This is a genomic window from Fibrobacter sp. UWCM (genome assembly GCF_900129735.1).
In the GTDB taxonomy this organism is placed as follows: domain Bacteria; phylum Fibrobacterota; class Fibrobacteria; order Fibrobacterales; family Fibrobacteraceae; genus Fibrobacter.
Window position 1 is genome coordinate 86,957 of sequence record NZ_FQWR01000012.1, and the last position, 23,127, is coordinate 110,083.

General features: G+C 56.3%; 13 protein-coding genes. 11 read left to right on the forward strand and 2 right to left on the reverse strand.

From position 1 onward, the window contains the following. Window positions 1-3: 3 nt before the first annotated feature. Together BUB22_RS09515 and BUB22_RS09520 are read right to left on the reverse strand one after the other, a co-directional pair. Window positions 4-3,048: a glycoside hydrolase family 55 protein gene (locus tag BUB22_RS09515; protein ID WP_175547279.1), complete on the reverse strand. Its 3,045-nt coding sequence runs from the start codon at window positions 3,046-3,048 to the stop codon at window positions 4-6. A 291-nt stretch (window positions 3,049-3,339) separates the two neighbouring features. Continuing rightward, window positions 3,340-5,490 (reverse strand): carbohydrate-binding domain-containing protein, encoded by a 2,151-nt coding sequence (locus BUB22_RS09520; protein WP_254794706.1) that lies wholly within the window; start codon window positions 5,488-5,490, stop codon window positions 3,340-3,342. A 218-nt stretch (window positions 5,491-5,708) separates the two neighbouring features. Here BUB22_RS09520 and BUB22_RS09525 point away from each other — a divergent pair, with 218 nt between their 5' ends. The 11 genes from BUB22_RS09525 (at window position 5,709) to BUB22_RS09575 (ending at window position 23,019) form a co-directional block, all read left to right on the forward strand. Next, the gene (locus BUB22_RS09525) at window positions 5,709-7,304 is read left to right on the forward strand and encodes a hypothetical protein (RefSeq protein ID WP_073114928.1); all 1,596 of its coding nucleotides are present in this window, start codon (window positions 5,709-5,711) and stop codon (window positions 7,302-7,304) included. Window positions 7,305-7,309: 5 nt separating this feature from the next. Next, entirely contained in the window at window positions 7,310-8,644 is a 1,335-nt protein-coding gene (locus BUB22_RS09530) for a U32 family peptidase C-terminal domain-containing protein (RefSeq protein ID WP_073114929.1), read from the forward strand. A 9-nt stretch (window positions 8,645-8,653) separates the two neighbouring features. After that, a complete protein-coding gene (locus BUB22_RS09535) occupies window positions 8,654-9,106 on the forward strand; it encodes a hypothetical protein (protein ID WP_072811468.1) in 453 nt (150 codons plus the stop codon). 17 nt (window positions 9,107-9,123) lie between these two features. Continuing rightward, window positions 9,124-11,136 carry an alginate O-acetyltransferase AlgX-related protein gene (locus BUB22_RS09540; protein ID WP_083535485.1) on the forward strand — a complete coding sequence of 671 codons (2,013 nt, stop codon included), beginning with the start codon at window positions 9,124-9,126 and terminating at the stop codon, window positions 11,134-11,136. A 1-nt stretch (window position 11,137) separates the two neighbouring features. After that, the gene (locus BUB22_RS09545; protein ID WP_073114930.1) at window positions 11,138-11,908 is read left to right on the forward strand and encodes a transglutaminase family protein; all 771 of its coding nucleotides are present in this window, start codon (window positions 11,138-11,140) and stop codon (window positions 11,906-11,908) included. A gap of 35 nt (window positions 11,909-11,943) precedes the next feature. Next, on the forward strand, window positions 11,944-14,745 hold the full coding sequence (locus BUB22_RS09550) for a TIGR02171 family lipoprotein (protein WP_073114931.1): 2,802 nt from the start codon (window positions 11,944-11,946) through the stop codon (window positions 14,743-14,745). 33 nt (window positions 14,746-14,778) lie between these two features. Continuing rightward, the gene (locus BUB22_RS09555; protein WP_073114932.1) at window positions 14,779-17,541 is read left to right on the forward strand and encodes a TIGR02171 family lipoprotein; all 2,763 of its coding nucleotides are present in this window, start codon (window positions 14,779-14,781) and stop codon (window positions 17,539-17,541) included. Next, a complete protein-coding gene (locus tag BUB22_RS09560) occupies window positions 17,538-19,052 on the forward strand; it encodes a hypothetical protein (protein WP_073114933.1) in 1,515 nt (504 codons plus the stop codon). The genes BUB22_RS09555 and BUB22_RS09560 overlap by 4 nt, the downstream gene beginning before the upstream one ends. Before the next feature lie 387 nt (window positions 19,053-19,439). Beyond that, the gene (locus tag BUB22_RS09565; protein WP_073114937.1) at window positions 19,440-20,900 is read left to right on the forward strand and encodes a DnaA ATPase domain-containing protein; all 1,461 of its coding nucleotides are present in this window, start codon (window positions 19,440-19,442) and stop codon (window positions 20,898-20,900) included. Then, window positions 20,900-21,766, forward strand: a complete 867-nt coding sequence (locus tag BUB22_RS09570) for an NAD-dependent epimerase/dehydratase family protein (protein ID WP_073114934.1) — start codon at window positions 20,900-20,902, stop codon at window positions 21,764-21,766. The genes BUB22_RS09565 and BUB22_RS09570 overlap by 1 nt, the downstream gene beginning before the upstream one ends. 71 nt (window positions 21,767-21,837) lie before the next feature. Next, window positions 21,838-23,019: a hypothetical protein gene (locus BUB22_RS09575; RefSeq protein ID WP_073114935.1), complete on the forward strand. Its 1,182-nt coding sequence runs from the start codon at window positions 21,838-21,840 to the stop codon at window positions 23,017-23,019. Window positions 23,020-23,127 lie beyond the last annotated feature (108 nt).

Below are 23,127 nucleotides of genomic sequence, written 5' to 3' on the forward strand. Positions count from 1 at the left end.
GTCCTAGTTGAGGATAAAGAATTTCTGTTCGGCGGTGAAGGCCTCGCCGATAATCTTGAGGGTGTACTTGCCGGTGGGGAAGGCCTTTGCCTTGAACTTGAAGTTGGTCTTCTTTTCGCCGGCGAGTTCACGTGCAGCGACGGTAAGCATGCGCTTGCCAGATTCGTTCAGGATTTCAATCTGCACGAACTGCGGGTAGCCCACGGTGAGGTCAAAGTTGCATTCCAGGTTCACGATGTCGATGTTCACCTTCGTGAGGGTGTAACCGCCATCCATCGCCTCGCCACCTACGGAGCGGGAATTGTCGTAGTAGCCCACGTAGAGCGCGGGTGCCATGTTCTTGCCCGCGTTCCTCGACTTGATGAACGTCTCTCCGGGTTCCACGGCGGTAAGGATAAGCGTGTAGAGTCCCGATGCGTGCTTCCTCTTGAAGAATTCCGTAAGGGCGGGCGTACGCAGGAACGCGCCGAGGGGTGCCTTCGGGTTAATCGTAATAATGCCGATAAAGTCCGCGTACTTGGTGTCGATGCCGCCACCGGAGTTCTTGCGGATGTTGAATTGCCCGCCCGCCTGCTGGAGGTTCGCGGGCGCGTTTTCCCAGGTGAGTTCGTCGCTCTTCCAGTCGACACCCAGCTTGTCTTCGCCGAAATTCATCTCCTTGCTCGTTTCCTTGAGGCCGAAGATGTTCAGTTGTACGGGCTTCTTGATGGAATCTGCGTCGAATTCCAGCTTGAGGGCCGCATCGAACAGCGGGCCCGGGAGCGCGGACAGGTCGTACTTGAGGTAAATTTTTCCGGCATCGTTCTGGTCGTTCGCCACGCGCAGGTGTTCGTCGGTGCTGTGCGGCGTGTAGTTGTCGAACTGCGAAATCCATGCATCGGCGCCGCGCCCGCTCGGGATATTGTCGCCGGAATGGTCTAGCGTCGTGTATCGCTTGTCGAACACGTAGACCTTGCCTGTATCTGTCCTGTCCTGGTAGCCGTCATTGGCGTTGAACAGCAAATTGTATCGCCCGCTGGCGGTGAACGTCACGTCGGTCTCGTACTCGGTGGAGTCCGAGAAGGATACCTTTCCGGGGCCCGCGCCCTTGCGCCATGCCACGGGCACGCGGCACAGACCGTCGCCGCGACCGTCGTCTTCCACGTTTCCTTGCAGGTGGAGCTTGCCCGGCTGTACCAGGATGTGCTCCTTGTCCATCGAAGGTTTCGGCGGCTCATTCTGGCCCTGCTTGGGAGCATATCCCGTGTAGAGCGCCATCATCACGCCGCCCGTCTCGTTGTGGGGCAGGTCTGTGTTCTTGAGCGCGTAGACCTTAGAGCCCTGGCGGGATTCCTCTACGATTTTCGAGTAGGGGTTCCCGCGGGTAAGCGTTTCCTTGAGGCCTGCAATGGACATGCTCGAGTTGTCGTTGATGAACATCGGGCTGTTCTTCGCCTTGTCGCTTGCGATGACGTTGACGCCCAGGAGTTCTGCAAAGCCCTTGTTGAAGTTGTGGAGGACCGTGTTGCCGTCCCGGGCGGTAAGGCCCAGAATCCAGATGCTTCCGCCGTTGTTCGAAATCTTCGGGCCCTTCGTGTCACCGACCATGGTGACCTGTCGGCCCCACAGACGCTGGAAATTCGTGCGAATCGTGCCGACGGAAACGTCTTCCAGGAAGATGTCGCCTGTGGCGAAGTCGTCGGATTCGTAGGATTTCACGTACATATTCTTGAGCACCACGGTACGCTTGGAGCGGTTGGTAATGCCGCTTGCGAATGTGGAGAACCTCTCGATGGTGATATCGACGAATGCGCCGTCTTCGATGATGAACTTTCCCTTGCCGTCGATTTTGCCTTCGGTACCGATAAGCCTGTGGATGCGGTTGCGCAGGTAGATGTCGCGGTTGATGGTCCAGCGGCCTCCCGGCGGGAAGAATATCGTTTCGGCACCGTCGTCAATGGCGTCCTGGATTGCCTTGGAATCGTCGGAACCGTCGCTTGCCTTGCCGCCGTATTCGCCGGTGATGGATGTCCAGTACATGGACTTCTGTTCTGCCTTGTTGGGTGTCTCGGTGACGGCGAGTTTCATGGCCTGCTTGGGGCTGTGGCAGAGCTGGTGGTTTTCTTGCGTGGAAAACTCGACAATCTCAGTGTTGCTGAAGGATTCGTTGTAGGCCTTCTTGGTACTTTTGATCTTGGATTTGAACTTGCTTACGACGACCGCGCGTGCAAAAAGCTCGCCTTCGTTCACGATGGCGGTAATTCCTTTTGCCGCTTTCTTGCCGGGGTCGTATTCGAGGGTGCCGTCCACGAATACCATGGAGGCGTCGGGCCCGTGGCTGTAGACCGCCGTGGTCGAACCCTTGAAACGCAGTCCGCGGATGGCGAGCATCTGGTTGTCATTGTCGAGACCGAATTTTTTCTGGCCACCGAGCGTCACGTGCTCAAACGTCATGCTGTTCGATTTGCCCGCGGTATAGACACCCACGTCAAACCCGTCCACTTCTACGTTCTTGAGGAGCAGGGGCCCGATATTTTCGGTAAAACCGAGGTCTATGCCGATAACGCCTGCGCTGTCGCCCGATGCGACTTTCACGTTGTTGATGGTGCCCTGCACCGAGGCGTTGAAGCGGATACCGATGGCGCCCGGGTTCTTTTTGCCTGTGCGGAGGGTCAGGTCGCGGATGGAGTTGCGCTGGCGTGCGTTGGGGCCGTCGCCCGTGTAGATGACTGCCTGCGGAAAGTCGGGGTTCTCGAATCCGGGAACGTCGTCCTGGAGCGATATGATGGTACCGCCCATGCTTTCGCCCTGGAGGATAGTGCGGCGGTAGTCCTTTTCGGGCTTGTCGGCGGTGGGCCAGGTAAGTGCGGATGAAATCTTGTAGATGCCATGGGGCAGGTAGATGATGAAGTCGCCGTCGGGATGGTCGCTCAAAGCCTTCTGGATGGCCTCGGTGTCGTCGGTCTTGCCGTCGCCCTTCGCGTTATACGGTTCTTCCTTCACATTGACAACGTCTGAACCCATCGGGAATTCCACCTGGGCGTACGCAGAAAGTGCGAGACAGCACAAAAAGCTCAAAAAAATGCGATAAGAATACATTGAGACCTCGTTCTGGGGTACCATACACTATTAAATTACCTTTTTTTGATGGGGTGTGGACGCATGGTCACCAAAATGACATGAATATATAGGCTTTTGGCCTGATTTGAGCCTAAAAAAGGAGCCAGGCAGTGCAGAGCATTGCCTGGCCTTGGGGTTGGTTTGGAGTATTACAAGTATAGTAATTTTGGGGTGGCTAGCGAAGGCTTTTACTCAAAAAAAGCTTCGCCAGTTTTGCGGGTGTGATTTAAATCACTTTCGCTACTTGTAGTAGTACTTGAGCCCGTTGGGGAATTCGACCGTCTGCATGCCGCTGGTATTTACTTGCGCTACGGAGGTCACGGAACCGCCATAGAGGATCATGCTGCCCGAACCCTTCGGGGCGAATGCCGCGCTTGCGCTACCGTAGGCCGTACCTGCGGTGTACGATGTGGCTGTGCAGTTCGGGTATTCTTCAGTCTGGCTACCGAACCCGAGGAACACTCCGCCCGTAATGGTGAATCCGTTGTCGGTATCGATGAGGCCGCCTGCCATATTGGTGGAACAAGATCCGGAGCTGCCGCTCTGGCCGGGCCTGCTGCCGCCACCCATGCCGCCGCTGCTTGCAGGAATTTCTACGATGACTACACCACCGCTCTGCTTTGCCGTGCCGTTCGCGTCGAGCACGTCGATGTCGTTGCCCGAGGCGCTTATGTAGTGGTAGCCGCCGGTGATGACGATGTAGCCCTTGCTGCTGCTCTGCATGCCGCCACCGCCGAAGCCGCCCCACTGGGAACCGCTGGAGGTGCCCGGGTCGGCAGAACCGCCTGCCGCATTCCAGCCGTCGTCAGTGCCGTATGTCGCGGTGATGCCGCCTTCTGCAAAGATGTAGAAGGCTTCCATGCCTTCCACGGCCTTCTCGACATTCACGGTAGAACCTGCGAGGTGCAGTGCGGAATCTGCATGGATGCCGTCGTCGCCTGCGGTGACCGAGATGGTTCCTCCGTTCATTTGCACGTTCTGCTCGCTATGAATGCCGTCGTTGGAGGCGTTGACCTTCACGGTCCCGGCATCAAAGATGATGTTGTTGAACGCCTGGATGCCGTCGTCGCCTGCGGTGATGTCAATCGTGCCTCCGGTGATGCTTACGATGCCCTTGCCCTCGACGATAACCGTGTCGTTGCCGTTCACGGCGTATTCGTCACTCTTGATGCCGTCGCCACTAGTCGCCTTGACGGTAATGGTGCCTTTTTCGATGTCAACAAGTCCCTTGCCCTTCAGGCCGTTGTTCTTCGCGGTCACGTTTACGGTAGTTTCGCCGCGGAAGCGCAGGTCGTTGCTCGTGTGGATGCCGTTGTTGTAGTTGCCCTTCACGGTCAGCGAACCTTCGCCCTTGATGGTAAGGTCGTCCTTCGCGTAGATGCAGGCGCCGGTCGTATCCACCTTCGTTTCGCCGTTCGCGTTCACGTAGGTGAATGCCTTGGTGCGGGTGCTTGCGTCGGAGAGCGTGTTCTCGGTGCCGGCCTTCGCGACGACGAACACCTTGCTTGCCATTTGCACGTAGATGACGGCATCGGCATTGTTCGTGAGCGTGAGCCCGCGCAGGTTCAGGTATACGCCGCTGTCGCTCTTGGGAGAGTATACGCGGATTTGAGCGTCGTTACCCGTGTAGGAACCGCTGAAGTCGTAGTCGCCCGCGCAGGTAATTACGACCTCGCCGCCGTTCACCTCGACGCAATTGTTGTTGTTTGCTACGCTTGCACCGCTAGCGGCGTAGGTAATCACGGGTGTGTTCCCGTTGGAGGGCTCGACAACCGGGACAACGCTTGCACTGCTCGTTTCGGTGCCTGCCGAAGACGTGGGCTTGTACGGGTTGTCGCCTGTGGTACTGCTGGAACTTGCAACTTCGATTGTGGCTTCGGATGAGGACGACACGACGATTTCTGTCAGGAATTGCTTGTTGCAATCGCTGTCGAAGAAGAACGTTGCTCCATCGGTGTCGCGGTAGTAAGAAACATTCGCGAGTTTATAAAGGAAGGTGGCCGTGCCTGCATCGCATGTGGTAGATGCGGAAGACGGAATGACGGGTGCATCTTCGGGAGGCAGCGGCGTTGTGCCCGGATCCTGCGGGATATCCGTTGCCGCGGAACTTGCGGGCACCTCTTCTACGGGTGTGCCGATAGTGCCGTCCGGGTTAATCCAGAAGGCGAGACTGCCGTTTGCGTCGAGGCACATGATGGTCGCGCCGTCGGCGGCGTAGAAGCCGGTGTATCCGTCTGCGTTGCAGATGTTTGCTGTAGCTTCTGCCGAATCTGTTCCGGAATCGCCTGTTGCGGGAGACTGAACGCTGGAACTGTCGTCGGAGCAGCCTGCGAGGAGCCCGAACGCAATCAGGCTAGAAATTGTGAGTCCATTTTTAATATTTGTTTTCATGATAAACATCCCTTTTTCCAAACAACCCGGGATGGGCTTGTCTTCTTAAAAAATTACCTTGTTGCAATTCAAATTTGGGGTAATTTTTGCGATTTTTTTTGAAATACGAAAAAGTTATCGGGGGCTTTTGTTCCGTTCGGAACGAATCGGGTCAAAAAAGACCTGTTGCGTTTTTGACAACATTCTGCGTACAGTTTAAAAAAAACTAAATTGCGGTTATGATTCTTGTAAAATCACGCACATACGCCTTTACGGCTCTTGTAGCCACGACGTTGCTTTCTACGCAAGCGGTTGCGGGTTCGCCCGTAATCGGTACGGAACACTCCCGTAACCTGCGCACGCTCGAGATGGCGCCGATGCTTTTGGAATACCACCGGCAGACTGTCGGGGAGGGCAGGCAGTTCTTTGCCTACCCGCAGCGCGATACCTCGTTTATCCGGCACTTTGCCGAAACGGAAGGCAAGGCGCTCCTGTATTACGACAACATGCGGGGCGGCGCCATATCGGGGCACGGAATCGATATGACGTGCCACGACGGTGATACGGCGTGCGTGCGCGTAAAGAACGAACTCCAGACGAAACTCCCGTCGATTGCGATTGCGACAAGCGTCGTTGGCGGTATTGACTACCGCGGGGGAGAAACTCTCGGCGATACCATCTGGCCGGGAATCGATGGAGGTGTCTACCTGCGTGGCTACGCGGATTCTCTAGAATTCGTGCTCGATGCGCGCATCTATGACGAAGGGCATTCTGCCTCGTACCCGAAATCGTGGGACCGCGAATTCCTAGAATTCCAGAAAGAAGAAAACAATTCCGGCATGGAGTACACGAGTTACGCTCGCTACCGTACGCACTTCGCGTTCAATTACGACTGGATTCGCGTGGACCTTGCCCGCGACGTGCTGCACTGGGGTCCGGGCTATTACAACAACCTGACGTTGAACCAGTTCGCGCTCCCGTACAATATGCTTTCTGTGGATTTGCAGCTCGGACCTCTCCATGTATTCAGTTTTTACGGCGACCTGCGTATTTATGGCAGCATGAGTGACAAGAACAAGGATGAAACCCGCAATATATTCGGTCACCGCTATGAACTTGCTGTCGGGAACGCCACGTTTGGCATCAGCGAACTTACGATTCTTTACGATAACCTGAAACCCTGGCTCTTTGTGCCGACTGTACCGCTCTTTATGGAGAAAGGCAACTATTCCGAGAGCAGTAACAACGGTGCCTTGGCGATGGACTTTAACTACAGGCTCTTTAATACCGTGCGCCTTTACACGGAATTCTTCCTGGACGACATGGAATCCCCGATTAGCCTCGTGAAAAACGACAACATCGAGGCGAAGTGGGCTTGGATGGCCGGTTTGCAGGCGGGCCATGACTTCTATCTCAAGGGGCACAGGATTGAGGCCGGTACGATTGCCGAATACGCCCGTGTAGAACCTTATGTTTACTCGCATTTTATAAAGAACACCGCCCAGATGGCGCATCTCGGTTACCCGCTCGGGAACCAGGGTGGCCCCAATAGCCAGACCATCGACTGGACCGTGTACGGGCGGCTCGACAAGCATATATTTGCATCGGTTCGCAATACCTGGTTCTGGAAAGGGACGGATTACGGGAGTGCCGTGAACGATACGACCCCGCACCACAACCACATGAAGATTCACAAGAAGTTCCTCGATGGTGCGAAAATGCAGTACTCGCTCACGCCCGCGATAAGCTATGAGGGGCAATACGTGAGCTTTATGGGCGAAATCACCTTCATTGACGACCGCAAGGTTTACCTGCGTGCCGGATTCAAGTGGTAGTGCGGATGAAAAAGCCTGAATTGTTGGCGCCTGCGGGCGATTTGACCCGCATGAAGTATGCCTATGCATACGGCGCGGATGCCGTGTATGCGGGGCAGCCTGCGTTTTCTCTCCGTGCCCGCGAGAACGGGTTCAAGAACCTGGACGATCTCGCCGAAGGCATTGCGTATGCGCGAAAACTCGGGAAGAAGTTTTACCTCACGAGCAACGTGATTCCCCGTAACGTGAAGGTGGAATCGTTCCAGAAGGCCCTGCTTGCGGCGATAGAACTTAAGCCCGATGCCCTCATTGTTGCTGACCCCGGTTTTGTGGGCTGGCTCCGGAAGGAACGCCCCGATGTGGAGATACACCTCTCGGTGCAGGCGAATACCACGAACTACCTGGCCGCAAAGTTTTGGCACGACTTGGGGGTGCGCCGCATCATATTGAGCCGAGAACTTCGTTTGTCTGAAATTTTAGAGATAAAGGAAAAGTTGCCGGACCTTGAACTGGAAGTGTTCGTTCACGGGGCGGTGTGTATGGCCATGTCGGGCCGTTGCATGCTCAGCAACTGGGTGACCCACCGCGATGCGAATCAGGGTGCCTGCGACAACAGCTGCCGCATGCCTTACCGCCTGTATGCCAACTCCGGCCCGCAGGTCGAGGATTACCGCGAGCACGAGGGCGAGTTCAGCCTGCAACGCACGGACCGCCCGGAACTCCCTCCGGTAGCGCTCGACGAGGATACCTGGGGAACCTACTTCATGAGCAGTCGCGACCTGTGTGCGCTGGATGTTATCCCCGAGCTGGTGAAGGGCGAGCTCGATTCCTTCAAGATAGAGGGACGTACGCGCTCGGTCTATTACCTCTCGCAGGTGGTACGCGCCTACCGCATGGCAATCGATGCCGTTCACGGGTCGCTGGAAGGTGGTGCCGAGGCTTCACCGGAACTTGTGCCACAGGAATCCCGCAGGGCGATAAAGTTCGTGGATGGCCGCGGGTTCATGCCCGGCTTTTTGCGTGGACCGCTCCCGCAGAATTACGAGTCTACCCATGTGGCTGCCGAAGGCGGGTGCGTTGCTGCCCAGGTGCTCGATTACGACCCCGCGACAAATTCCTGCCGCGTGAACGTGAAGAACCCCTTCTGCATGGACGATACGCTCGAACTGATGACCCCTTCGGGCATGTGCCGCTGCGAGGTGGATAGCCTGCTCGATTTCAGGGGCGCTGCCGCCGACCGGTTGAACCCGGGTACGGAAGGGCGTGTTTTTTTACAGGGAAATGTGCTAAAGGACACAGAAAAGGCTGTTTTTGGGTTCTTTGTAAAGAATATCACAGCGCGGGAATCGCTGAAAACGTAAATTATAAGTATGGCAGTCGACGAAGCGACAAAGAAACAGGACGAACTAGAGCTTTACCAGATTGATGATAAGGCAATCGTGCCTTTTTTCAAGGATCATCTGGATGACTTGAAGAAGTTTGTCGATGCCCACAAGGGGCAGGGGCTTTCGCTCCTGGAACTTTTGAAGCAGTTTATACGCACGTACCGCCTCCCTTTCAACATGCAGCGCTACATGGAAGTCCAGAGAACGTTTATCCAGCAGACGCTGCGAAGCCAACTCGAAAACCGCCAGGCGGCGGTAAGCAACTGGATTCAGGAACACGCGGGAAGGCATCGCGACCGCATGATTCAGCTGCAGTGCCTGTACCTTGAACGCGTGAAGGGCTCGCTCCTCCCGCAGGTGCAGGAACTTCTGGAACGCCGTATCGAATCCTTGAAGGCCAAGGAATCGGGCCACGGTGAAGATTCTAACAAGACATAAGGTAACCGGGAGAACCTATGACCCGTAATTTTTTGCGTAGGAACGGCGCTTTAGCGGGCGTTGTGTTTGCATCTTTTTCGCTTGCCCTGCTTGCCTGTGCTTCGGGTGATACCCCGAAACCTGCGACGGAGGTTACTGCCGAAACGCAATCGTCGCGACCGACGGTACTTCCTGCGGTTGCTGCTCCGGTGAGCGTACTTTCGATGAGGCTCTCCGATGCGGTTGGCGATGATGCGCGTAAAGAAGTGCGCGTTGTTGATAAACCGACGCTTGCTGCGCTCGATTTTGCCGCCTATTATGATAATCCCATTCGTTTGGCGGGCAAGGATGAAAAGCCTGAAAACTATAAGGGATTAATGGCGAACGCGAAACTGGCTGAATACCCGTTCCCCATGTTGGACCTTCTCTCGGAATCCGAACCCGCAGTTGTTTCGGGCCACCAACCTTTGGCATGGGAACCCTTTTCCAAGATTCTCTATGCGCAGACCGGAGACGATTCGCTTGCGAAGGTGCTCAGTGCTGTGGAGGCGGTTAAGTGGGGAGAACCTGATGTTTTCCGCGCATTCCAGACGGTAGGCCGTTTTTGGGGGATTCCGATGAGTGACGGAACGGTCGAATGGTGGGCTGAAATCTTGCCGGCAATTTGGACTGGCCGTACCGTATTTTTTGCGAAGTTGAAGTTTGTGTCGCGTGGAGAGACCGCCGAGGTTCTCAACCATTACATTACGGCGGAGATGAACCTTGACGATGCGATGAACTGGGCTCGTAGGCTTTCTTCGTACTGGTACCCGACGCTCAATACCGACCTGGAACCGCATACTCCCGGCGCGCGCTGGGCTCTGACGAATGATTCACCCGCCGTAGAAGCCCCCTTTGCTGTAATGCGAGGAAACCCGATGGGGAGCCCCATTTGGGTAGCGTTCGAGGTTCCAGCATTTGTTCTTTCGGAAGAGCAACTCCGTGCACAGGCTGTTGCCGATTCGCTTGCTGCGGCGGGCGAGGTGGTGCCGGTGAACCGCGCACTCGACACGACCTCCGATGCGCGCCTGCAGACGCTTGCCTCGCTGGAAGGCTCTTGCCCCGCGAATGCGGAAACCGCGAAGTTCCGCGCTACGCTCGAGAATACGCTTGCGAAACTCCCGAAGGAGCAGAACGCCTGGGCGACAGCGGGAGCGACACCCGCGGAAAGCTTCCTCTGGTTCCGCCGCAATGCAAACTACCTGCTTGCAGACAAGATAACCGGGCAGGATAGCCTGCACAACCCGCTCCCGCGCCTGCTGGAACTTAAACACTACCTGGATTCCATCGGGGTGCAGCTGCTTGTGGTTCCCGTTCCCGTGAAGGAAGAAATTTACGCCGAGCGCCTTGTGGCAGGGACGCCTGCCGACCTCTGCGTGAACCCCGCGGGCCGCGAGTTTACCCGCGAGATGCTTGCCGCCGGGCTTGACGTGCTTGACATTTACCCGGCGCTCATGGCGGCCAAGGCGGGCGACGAACCCCCGCACTTTAGCTACCAGCGCTACGATACGCACTGGTCGCTCCCCGGCATGCTTGCCGCCATGGAACAGCTTGCCGCCCGCGTGACGCAGTACAGCTGGTACGGCGATGCCGGAGCGAAGCCGGGTTCGCTCAACATGCAGGAGACGACGACAATGCGCGAGGGCGACCTGGTGGCGCACCTGCCCGATGCGGAGAAGGCGAAGTACACTGCAGATACGTTGCCCGCGATGAAAATCTTCAAGGGTACAGAACCCTACAAGGGCGGCAAGAATGCGCCGATTCTCCTGATGGGGGATTCCTTTACGGGCGTGTTCGAGTCCGTGGACCAGAAGAGCGGCGGGCCGGGTTCCCTGCTGGCCTATGCGACGGGGCTCGACGTGCAGGTGCTTACCAGCTGGGGCGGAGGCCCGGGCGTTTACCACCGCATGATGAAGATGAAGAAGGATATGCAGAGCAAGAGGCTTGTCGTCTACATGATGACCGCGCGCGATTTCTGGCAGTCCCCGATGGAATGGGACGCGCTAAGGTAAGATGCTTGCACGCCTCTCGTCGATATTCTCCCGATTTTTCTGGCCTCTGCTAGTCGTGCTGTTGGCGGTTTCGCTCACGCTTGTGCTGTGGACGGGCCGCCCTGAAAACGTGCGCTATACCGAGATGGCGTGCACGTTCGAGAACCGTGCACCCGCGTGTATTGACAGTGTTCGCGACTGGCACGAGGGTCTTGCTTTTTATGATAGTAGTTTGTCTGTAACAGGCGATACGCTTGCATCGCTGAAGGCTCTCCTGTGGGAATTCTGGAACATTGAATTTGCGGGGGCGGGCGAGGCGTCCATCGTCCACGATGCGGTACTCCCGCTGCGGGTACTTGAAACCCGGAAGTCGGGCTGCATGGGGCTTTCGTGGCTAGCGATGATGGTCGCCGAAGCCCGCGGAATTCCGCTTGAGGTAATTCTCCTGCCGGGGCACGTTTATTTGCGCTACGGCAAGGATGACGGCCGCGTGCTGGCAGAATCTGCGTCAAAAACGGTGAACCTGGAACCCAACCGGCGTGGCTATACCTACACGGATGAGGATTACCGCGAGAAGTACAAGGCGGGTCGGTGGACCGGCCTTGAATTCAAACCGCTTACGCCTGCGCAGTTTACGGGCCTAGCCGCATTCGACATGGGAAATTTGTATCTAGAAACGGAACCGACTCGCGCGCTGCGCTGGTACCGGCTGGCTGGAGACCTTTTCCCCGAGTATCCGGGAATCTCCGAGAACCAGAAAATAGCGAAGAGCCGCCTTCCCGACAAGTTCTAGTGGGCTCACGCCTTTAAAAAATCTATTTTAGGGATATGCGACCCGTGTCTAACATCGAGGCCATTTTTGGTGTACGGAGTGCGTTTGCCCTGGCGAGCGCTTTCCTGTGTTGCATCATGGGTGCGTGTTCGAATTCGGAAATGCCCTACGACCCGGCAGATTCCGCATCGGTCGAAATAGCCTCTGATACTCTCGAAGGCATGCTCCGTGTAAGGGCTGCTGGCGCATCGGTAATTTTGGGCTCGGATGAAAGTTCCCGCCCGATCGACCGTCCTGTTTCCATTGCAGAATTCTCTTATGACTATTCGATGGGTCGTCATGAAGTGACTTGTGGTGAATTTAACGCGCTGATGAAAGGAGCGGCTGGTCTCGAACTGGCCTGCGAAAACGGTGACATTCCTGCGACCGACATTACTTTCTACGATGCGGTACTTTTTGCCAACGCCCGCAGCAAGGCCGAAGGTCTCGATACCGCCTATACTTACGCCTCGGCCAGCTTTGATGCGGGGAATCATTGCACGAATCTGGAGGGCTTTGCGTTCCACACGGAAATAGATGCATATAGACTCCCGACCGAAGCCGAATGGGTGCTTGCCGCGCGCCAGGGCTGGAATGCCGAGGATGGCTGGACTGCCGAAAATTCGGGTTATAGCCTGCATGCCGTATGCGGGAAGGTTGCAAAAGACGGTTTTTGTGACATGGCTGGGAACGCGATGGAGTGGGTGAATGACTGGCTTGGCAACTACAATTCGTCGAGGTACAGGAATCTCGTTGGCGCATCGGACGGGGGAACGCTTGGACAGCGCGTCGTTAAGGGAGGCAGCTACCGCAATGCTGCGTCCTCGATTGCGCTATACACCCGTGGCGATGTCTATACGGTGACGTCTTCTACCCGTGCCGATTATGTTGGGTTCCGCCTGGCGTTCGGAGCAATTCCCGAACCCGCCTGGATCGGACGCGATGGCTATGCGGCTGAAAGCCGAGTTGTTCCGCTGGCGAATTCCACGAGAATCAGGGCGCTTACGGGAACATACCGGAGCAAGCTTGTTTTCCGTAACGACGTTACGGGTTTCCTTTCATATGTGGACTATTCTACGGGAGGCCAGTCCGTTGTCGAATTGCAGGATACCTACGGCGCGTACCATCCGGACATATCTCCCGATGGAAGGTTTGTCGCATATTGCACGGGGCTTGAGGGCGTTTCCGGGAAGTCTTCTGTGTATGTGCGTTCTCTTGGCGGCTCTGGCCTGGGCCCTGTGCAACTTCGTGTTGAATCTGCGGCCATACCGCGCTGGCGCGTACTCGGGAATGGCGATACGGTGATTGTCTACGTGAGCGATGCGGGCAACAACAAGGACGGAGCAACCTTCCGGGCGTCATCTACCTGGCAGGTGTCTTTCAAGGGCGGCAAGTTTGGCGAACCCGAGAAACTTTTTGACGGCGCGTATCATGGTGGCATAAGCGATGACGGGACTCTCGCGGTGAGCGGCGCAAGGCTCCTGCGAGCGCGAATCGCTTCACCCGGTTCGACGGTGTTCGGGGATGCCCGCGATACGGTGTGGTACAATGGCGAGCAGGCCTGCAACGCGTCTCTTGCCAAGGACGGCAGCAAACGCACGCTGTTTCTCGATTTTGGCGGGGAGACGGGCCATGAATTTGTGGGCGAGGACTACGGGACGCACGAACGTATGCTGGTGCTTGATTCTACCGGCAACCTGGTGCAGTCTGTTGCCGCCCCTGCGGGCTATTCGTTTGACCATAGCGAATGGGCGGGTAGCGGGAATGTCGCGCTTGCCGTTGCAACACTTGCAAACAATGACGGTGCGCACAAAAAGATTGCGGTCGTGAATCTCGCGGATTCTTCCATCGTGGAACTAGCCGAGGGCGATGAACTCTGGCACCCCGCCTTGTGGGCGAAACAAGGGGTTTCTCCTTCTGAAGATGCTCTCCTGGACCCAGATAGTGCGGGCGCATATCTTGTGCCGGGGCTCGACGCCTCGCACGAGGCGCTCCGCGTGAAGATGGAACTCTTCTGGAACAACGTGGAGAGGCTCGAATACATCTTTGTGGGCAGTTCGCGTGTCGAGGACGGGCTGATTCCGGATTCGCTTACTGCGGGGTTTGCGCTCAACATGGGCCACCCGATGAACTCGATGGACGCCTCGTTCTACGTGGCGCGCAACTACGCGCTCAATCACGCGAGGAATTTGAAGGCGGTCGTGTTCTCGCTGGACTTTGACCTGTGGCAGATTGCGGACGAATATACGGATGAACTCGTTTCCGGGGCTCCCGGCTACGCCTACGACAGGAATCACGACTTCTGGAAATCCGACGTGCCGGAATCGCTCGTGGATTTCGTGAACGAGTCGTACCCTGCAAGCGAGGAAAACAGGAATGTATTCTATGCGAGCCGCGGCTATCACTACAACAGTGCGGCCTCCTGGGGAGAACCTCTTGTAGAAATCGATTCCGCCTGGCTCTCCTCGAAGCCCGGAATTGTCGGGTGGCAAATGGAGCGCCTGCGCTCGTTTGTTGCGGCAGCAAGCGAGAAGGGCGTTGCCGTGGTGGGAATCGTTTTCCCGCAGAACCCCCGGTATAGTGAAACGGGTTCGTTCGGGCGCTATGGCCTGTTGCGGGGCGAAGCCCGTGCCCTGCTGGATTCCGTGCGAGCGGTTGCAGGGGAATACCCGATTTTTTACGTGATGGACGAAAACAGGATGGGGGCGCATGACTACACCGACGGTATGGCGCTCAATACGGACCATCTTGCCTTTGATGGCGCAGTTCAGATGACGCATCGCCTGGATTCACTGCTAAAGACGTTGGGGAAGGAGTAACGGTTGAAAAGAAATAAGTTGCTTGTGTTGTGGATGCTGTGTTTGGTTTTGCCGAGCCTGCTTTCTCTGGTGGCGTGTTCCAATGCGGATTCCGTGTCGGATGATTCTGCGGATACAAAGAAGTTCGGCTCGATGGAATTTGTCGTTTTCGCGGATAAGGACAAGATGGTGACTCTCGGTTCCGATGACGAGAAGGCCAAAACAAACGAGAAGCCTTCGATGGACGTGGTGCTCGATTACAGGTTCTATATCAGCAAGAACGAGGTGACCTGCGGGGATTTCAGGAGTGTATTGAAGGACTATGACGCCTATGCTAATCTGCCGGATTGCGAAAGCGACTCGTTGCCGGTAGTGAACGTGAGCTATTTCGATGCAGTCCTGTTCGCGAACGAGATGTCGAAACGGCAAGGCTACGATACCGCCTATACCTATGCGGTTGCATCTTTTGGAGAGGAAGGCTGTTCGGGATTGTCTGACCTGAAGTTCGACCCGACGGTTGATGCGTTCAGGCTTCCGACGGAAGCGGAATGGGTGTATGCTGCAGGGATTGGATGGAATACCGAAAATGCATGGACGTCGCGCAATGCGGGCAATACCCTTCACGCCGTCTGCTCCCTCCCCGAAAGTGCTGCGGGCCTCTGCGATATGGCGGGGAACGCGATGGAATGGGTGAACGACTGGCTGGGAAATTTCAAGGACACGCTGGTGACAAACTATGTGGGGGCTACCGATGGCGGCCCCTTGGGGGAGCGGGTGCTGAAGGGGGGCTCGTACAGGCAGGGACCCTCGACGGTCGGGCTTGTCACGCGCGGGGATGTCTATACGACTACATCCGCTTCGAGGACGAACTATGTCGGGTTCAGGCTCGCCTTCGGGAATATCCCGGCTGCCACGTGGTTTGAAGGGACGGAGAAACCTACGGTAGGTGGCGGCTTTTCGTCGCTCGTGATGGCGAATACGGTGCGCTCGCTTACGAGAACTTTCAAGACGAAGTTTGCTTTCCGTAACGACGTTACGGGGAATCTCGCGTATATCGACTATTCTGTCGCGGGTTACCTGGTTCACGAAATCGCGGACACCATGCAGGTTTACCACCCCGACATATCGCCCGATGGCATGCGTGTTGCATTCTGCACGGGCCTTGAGGGTGTTTCCGGAAAGTCCGCTTTGTACGTGCGCGACCTCGACGATTCGGGAACGGGGCTTGTGAAGCTCGATGTGGAATCGGCAGCAATTCCGCGCTGGCGCGTTCTCGAGAACGGCGATACGGCAATCGTGTACGTGAGCGATGCGGGCAACAACAAGGATGAATCATCCTTCCGAGTGAAGTCTACCTGGCAGGTGAAGTTTTCGGGAGGCAAGTTCGGCGAACCGCAAAAACTTTTTGACGGCGCGTATCATGGAGGCATAAGCGATGACGGCCGGCTTGCTGTTACGGGTGCAAGGCTCCTGCGTGCGCACATTGCGAAGGCGGGTGCAAACACATACATCGACGCCCGCGATACGGTGTGGTACAATGGCGAGCAGGCGTGCAATGCGAGCCTCTCGAAGGACGGTTCGAAACGTACGGCGTTCCTCGATTTTGCATCGGCGACAGGCCGCGAATTTGTTGGTGAGTCGTATGCGGTCCACGAACGCCTGCTGGTGATGGACAGCACGGGTGCACTTGTCGCGAGTGTGGCCGCTCCTTCGGGCTATTCGTTCGACCATACGGAATGGGCCATCGGGCGAACCTCCTCGACGCCGAACCTGCTCGTGGCGACACTCGTGAATACCAATGGTGCGCACGAGAAGGTCGCGCTGGTTGACCTTTCCAGCGGGAAAGTTACCGAGATATTGAAGGGCGAAGAAATCTGGCACCCGTGCGTGTGGGTGAAGTCTACCAGCGTGATTGATGAAGATGCGGGCCTTTCTCCGGACAGTGCGGGCGTGTATTACGTGGCACAGGGCTCTGCCGCGGCAGCGAGCATACGCGTCGCGATGGAAAACCTCTGGAAGTTCCGTGACTCGGCTGACCTCGTGATTCTCGGTTCCTCGCGCCCGCAGGCCGGTCTCGATCCCGGCCAGATAAAGAATGCCTTCGCGGTGAACCTTTCCAACGTGCCGAACTCGCTTTTCGTTTCGGACTACCTGTTCGAAAACTACGTGTTGCTCCACATGAAGAAGGTGAAGTACCTGGTGATTTCGCTCGATATTGATATGTGGTTCAAGACGTACGACAACGACTACGACAACTTCTTCTATAAGGAATACAGGAACTACCCCGGATACGTGTACGACGAGAATCACGATTACTGGAGTGACGGGTACCCGGAAGGGTTGCTCGAGATGACGGAAAATGCTCCGGAACCTTACAACAAGCAGTATATGCCGACTCGCGGGTATCATGTTGTCGAATGCGAGGACTGGGCGGAACCCACTACCGATTACGATGTGAACTGGTGCTCGCTGAACCCTGCCTTGCTGAACGCCAACATGCTGCGTCTGGTGGAGATAATCAGGAGCGCACGGGAGAAGAACGTGACTGTAATAGGAATCGTGTTCCCGCAGAATCCGGAATACAGGTCGACGGAAGCGTACGGAAGGTACGGCTTGACCCACGCGGAGGCGCAGAACATTGTGGATGCCCTGGCCGCGTACCAGGAAGAGTACCCCAACTTTATCCTTATGGATGAGCACAAGATGGGGAACCATGACTACGGCCCCGATATGGCGTTCAACATGGACCATCTTTGCAAGAAGGGGGCTAGCCAGCTGACTGCACGCCTGGATTCTCTCCTGGGAACGCTTGAATGATTCTTTTGCTCCTGCTTGCGGTACTGTTTGCCGTTTTCCCGCTGACCGATACCGATATCTGGTGGCACATGGCGTGCGCGCGGGAGTGGGTAACCGCGTGGACGCCGGTGCGTGGCCCCGTGGTGAACGTGCACGAATACTTTCAGCAGGTGGTGTACGCCGTGTACTGCGTCGGCGGTGCCCCGCTGCTTGTCGCCTTCAAGGCGGTGCTGTGGGGGAGCGTCTTTGCGCTGTTCCTGGTGCCCGCGGTCGGGCGGCGGGGAAGGAATGCCCGCGTATTCGGTAATCCGCTCGCGGTTGCAGCCTCGGCAGTGTTGCTCTTCGTATTCCGTTACCAGATGGAGATGCGCCCGGTCGTATTTACGCTGCTGTTCCTTGGAGTGTACTGGAACGCGGTGCCGTGGCTGCTTGCCCGGCTTGTTGCGGGCGAAAAGGCGACACCTGGCGATAAACGTGCCGCGGAATGCGCAAAGACATGCCTTGTCGCAATCGCCCTGCTCGTATTGCAATGGCTCTGGTGCAGGTTCCAAGGGCTGTACATATTGGGCCCGCTCTTTGCGCTCCTGTGCCTTGCACATGTGTTGTACAGGAACCGGCCTGCGCGCTTGCCCGCACGGAAAGTTGCCTCGGTTGCTGTGCCCGCCGCATTTGTCGCGCTCCTGTTCGTGATGCCCTTCTTGCACGAAGATGGCTTGCGGCTTTTCCTCTACCCGTTCGGGCTTCTCGACCGCCTGCTCGGCCTCACGCCTTCTGCCGCAATCTTTGCGAGTGAAATCGCCGAGAACCGTAGCCCGCTAACGCTCCTCCTTGCCCGTGAAAACGTGCTTGCAAGTGCCTTGATGGTCGTACTCGTTGCTTTCGGGGCGGTATATGCCGTCATGAGGCTAGTCCGTAGCCGCGAAAAGCTTGTGCTTTGGACAACGTTGTTTGTGACTGCGGTGCTTGCGCTTGTGGCCGAAAGGAACTTCGTACTCTTTTTCCCCGTATTCCTTTCCGCCTTTATCCATCATCCCGCCCCAAGCATTTCACATTACACATCCCACATTCCACATTCTTTTAGTCCCAAGATCTCTCAAATAGTTTCTATCGTAATCCTTGCAATTCTGCTTGGCTTCTGGGTAAAGTCGCTAACATCATACGACAAGACGATGGTTGCCTACCAGCGCGTGCCCGTGAATGCGGCCGCCTGGATGGCGCAACACCCGCATGAGGGTCGCCTTTTCAACGATGACCGTGCGGGCGGTTACCTGGCCTTCGTGAATCCGCGCGACTCCGTATATATGGATGGTCGGTTTATCCTGAAATCTGCCGAGTTTTTCGCGCGCTACCTGAGCTATGCCCGCGAGCCCGAAACGTTCCTGCGCGACGCGGACTCGCTGGGGGTCGACCGGGCCGTGTTTCCGCTGCGTTTTTATGCCCGCTGGGGAGCACTTCTGGGCGTTCTCCGGGAATCCCCGGAATGGGATGCCTGCCATGTGGATGACTTCTATATCGTTTTCTGCAAAAAATAATATTTTAAACTCACATAACGACAACAATATCAACGAGTTACGAAATTTTGTACCTTTAAAATTGCCGAAATTTGACAAAAAATGGCGATTTTTGGCAAAATAGTGCTAATTTGTTCATTATTTTCTTTGTCAAGGGATAGTTCAAAATTTTTCTGTTGATATGTTGTGCTTTGGGTAGGGATGATAGTTTGATTCCTGCGTGATTAAACACCCCAAAAATGGGGATTGAAGCGGTAATAAATTTTTTTGGGGGGCAAAATGCCGTTTTTGGGCTTTTTTCGGGGGGCTTATAAAAACCTTACGAAAGAGGAACTTTTCGGCAGGGGCCGTTATCTATTTTTTTTGACCCAACCCAATAGTTGCCTCTCTCGTTTTTACTGGTTTATTGTGGAAAATACTGTTACCTTATTGAATTTATCAGCGTCGCCCTGGCAGTCCGTGCTCGACTACGTGCGTTCCCAGTGCAACGATTTCGGCATGGCCATACTCGATACCGTGAGTTACGAAGGTATGGAAGATGGAATCGTCTGCCTGTCTGTTCCTGACAAGTTCCGTGAAACCTGGCTCGATAGCCACTATGGTTCCCTTTTGCGCAAGGCGTTTGCAAGCGTCATGGGTAGCGCGTTTGTCGATTACCGCGTGATCCTCCGTGCTGTGTCCGCACCTGTTCCCGAGATGAAGTTTACGCCGGCAAAGCCTGCGGTAAAGCGTCCGGCTGCACCTGCGCGCCCGCGCAAGAACCGCGCTCTCGGTTCCCCGATGTATGCGCGCTATACGTTCGATAACTTTGTCGTGGGCTCGTGCAATTCTACGGCATACAAGGCATGCCTCGCCGCGGCCGAGAACCCGGGCGACAAGGGAATGAACCCGCTGCTGGTTTTCGGTGCGTCGGGCCTCGGCAAGACCCACCTCTTGCAGGCGGTGGCGGCGAAGCTCGTGCAGGATAGGCCCGAGTTCCGTGTCGTCTATCGCCAGGCGTACGATTTTCTGCGCGATACGGTTTCGGTGTTCGAGGCGGCGAAGGCGAAGAACTGGGAACTCCGCGACAAACTGGCCGAAAGGTTCCAGCAACTTTATTCGAAATGCGACGTGCTCGTCATCGACGACATCCAACTGCTCAAGAAGAGCGTCTACTGCCAGGAATTCCTCGCGAAGACGATAAACAAGATGCGTAACGAGGGCAAGCTGGTGCTGCTCTCGAGCGACCGCAAGCCCGCATCGTTCAAGCGACTTGCCGAAGGTGCGCGCCCGTCGAACGATTCCGACGTGGCCGAGCTGACCTCCGCCCTGCTGAACCATCTCGAGAACTGCGTGGCGGTGGGCGTCGACCAGCCCGACCTGAACACGCGTATGGGAGTCATCCGCCAGAAGTCGGAACGTTTGCCGTTTGCAAGCGACGACCGCGAAGAAATCTGCAGGTTCCTCTCCATCCCGCCGCGTGCGAACTTCCGCCTTATCGAAGGGACGCTGAACTGGCTCGATGCGATGCACAGCCTGAACGGCGTGGAACTGAGCCTGTATTGTGTAAAGCAGTTGCTTGTATCTCCGCAGAATGACGGTGCGACACTCACGCTGAAGAACATCAGCGAAACGGTCGCCGCTTCGTTCAATGTCGACATGGTGGTGCTCACGTCGAAGCGCCAGGACAGGGGGGCCTCCATCCCGCGCAAGGTGGCCATGTTCCTCTGCCGCGAACTCACGAGCGAAACCGAAATCGAAGTGGGGAAGATTTTTAATCGCGATTATTCCACGGTAATCGCCGCCATAAGGTCCCTTGTATCCATGATGGAATCCGACGCCGCTTTGGCGCGAAGGGTACAGGACCTCCGTTACATGCTGGAAACCTGATGAAGGTCCTTGTAACGGGAGGTGCAGGCGTCGTAGGGAAGGCGCTCTGCCGGGAACTTCAGGCACGCGGAGTGTGTGTGCGCGTCCTGACTCTCCCGGGCGATACCGGCGTGGATTTGCTCCCGGAAGGCGTAGAAGTTGTTTATGGCGATGTCGCCGACTACGCCTCCATCCGGCCCGCATTCGATGGCGTGGACTGCGTTTTCCACCTGGCGGCAATTCTCCTTTCGAGGGATGCATCCGCGTTCGAACGCATCAATGCGGGCGGAACGCGCAACGTGGTTTCTGCCTGCCAGGATTCGGGCGTGCATCGCCTGCTTTATGTCTCCAGCATTTCGGTCACCTACCCGGTGCTCACGCCCTACGGGGCAAGCAAGCTTGCGGGGGAATCTGCGGTAAGGGAATCCGGGCTCGACTGGACCATCGTGCGGCCGACCCTCGTGATTGGTGACGGCGGGGGCGTGGAATTCAGGATGTATGCGGACTTTGTCTGCAGGTTCCCGGTCTACCCGCTCCCGGGGGGCGGTACGGCGCGCAAGAAGCCCGTCCGGAGTGTCGACCTCGTGAAGGGCATTGCTACCGCGGGCCTTGCTCCCGAGGCTATCGGGAATACGTATGCGCTTGCGGGCCCGGAGGTCATGACGATGGCCGGGATGGCGGCGCGCATCTTGCGAACTGCGGGGAAACGCCACCTGATGGTTCCGCTGCCCTGGTGGATTGCGAAAAGGCTTGCGGTACTCCGGAACTGGATTGGCGGACGGCGCGTTTCTGCCGAGCAGGCGTTGGCCGGATTCCTCTACGATGCAGTTCCTGACATCGAAAACGCGCGAAAAGACCTCGATTATAACCCGGAAAAGGCTCTCTAGCCCTGTTTTTTTGCTTTTTTTTGCATTTTTGCCCTAAAAGAAAGTATATTCCCTGTAAAAGAGGATATGATATGAAGCATTCTTTCCTGTTGGCGGGTGTTGCCGCCGCGTCGTTAGCGTTGTTCGCCTGTGGCGACAGTTCTCCGTCCGATACCGAAGACGATATTCTTTCTTCCCCGGGCGAAAAGACCGAATCATCTTCGTCGGTCACTGAAGACGAGTCTTCTTCGTCTGTCTCGAAGGATATTCCCAAGGGTGCACGCGCGGCCACCCTCGACGACCTCGAGAAGAATATGACCCTCAAGGGCCTGTTCGGGCGCGACATCTACCTAGCGACGGGCGAGAAGCACGGCTTGTTCTCTCTCTGGATTCCCGATACGGCATGGCTTGCCGCCCCGTCCGATTTCGATGATGGCGTGCTGAAATTCAGCCAGGGTGCCATTACTTCTATCAAGATAGATTACGATGCGATTAAGTCCATGGAAAAACTGGTGGAGAAGGATTCCGACCACTCCATGAGATTTATCGTGAACGAGGATGACCAGCTGCAGTATTCCCTGGATGGCGGGGAATACAAGGATGTTGGCGAGACTTCCGTCAAGAAGAATTCCTCGGTAGTCTGGAACGGCGACAGCCTTGCATCGAAGGAACTCTTTTGCAAGACCGGCGAGAATACCTTTACGGGTTATAGCTTCTATAAGGGCCGCTATGTGGCTACCGATGTTGTCCGCAATGCCGAAAAAACGAACGATTCTCTTGTATCCTGGTCTGCCGGATATTACGACATCCACCGCGGCAAACTCCTGATGCGCCCGCTATTCTATAGCAGTGCCGTATATGCGCTGGTGTCGGCTTCCGTAAGTTCGGATTATAAGACGTTGACTATATCAGCGGAAGATGTCTCGTGCACGTTGAGCGAATTGAAGTATAACGAAGTGCCTGCGGCCGATCTCGAGGGCGAATGGGAGTCCGATGAAGGCGGCCTCGCCTGGTCTCTTGACTTGCGCACCGACCGCACCTTCGAGGTGAAGGCCTTCAAGGGCAACGAGAACAAGGCGCTCAAGCAGGGAACGTGGGATGTCTACGGCAACCAGCTGCTGATGAAGGTGACCGGCTGCCTGGGTGGCAAGTGCACTCCGGCCGTGATGGGTTCCGTCTCGAAATGGAAGGCCGGCTCGTTCTTCAACTACGGCAATTCGGATCGCGACGATCCCCCGATTCCCGAGGACTGGATCGCTCCGGAGTACGAATAGTGAAGAGGCCGAGCTGGACCATGCAGGAGTTTAATAAGAGGGTAGCATAAGCTACTATATTCATTGCGCAACCCCAAAAAGGTAAAACAATGGCAAAAGTCAACTACA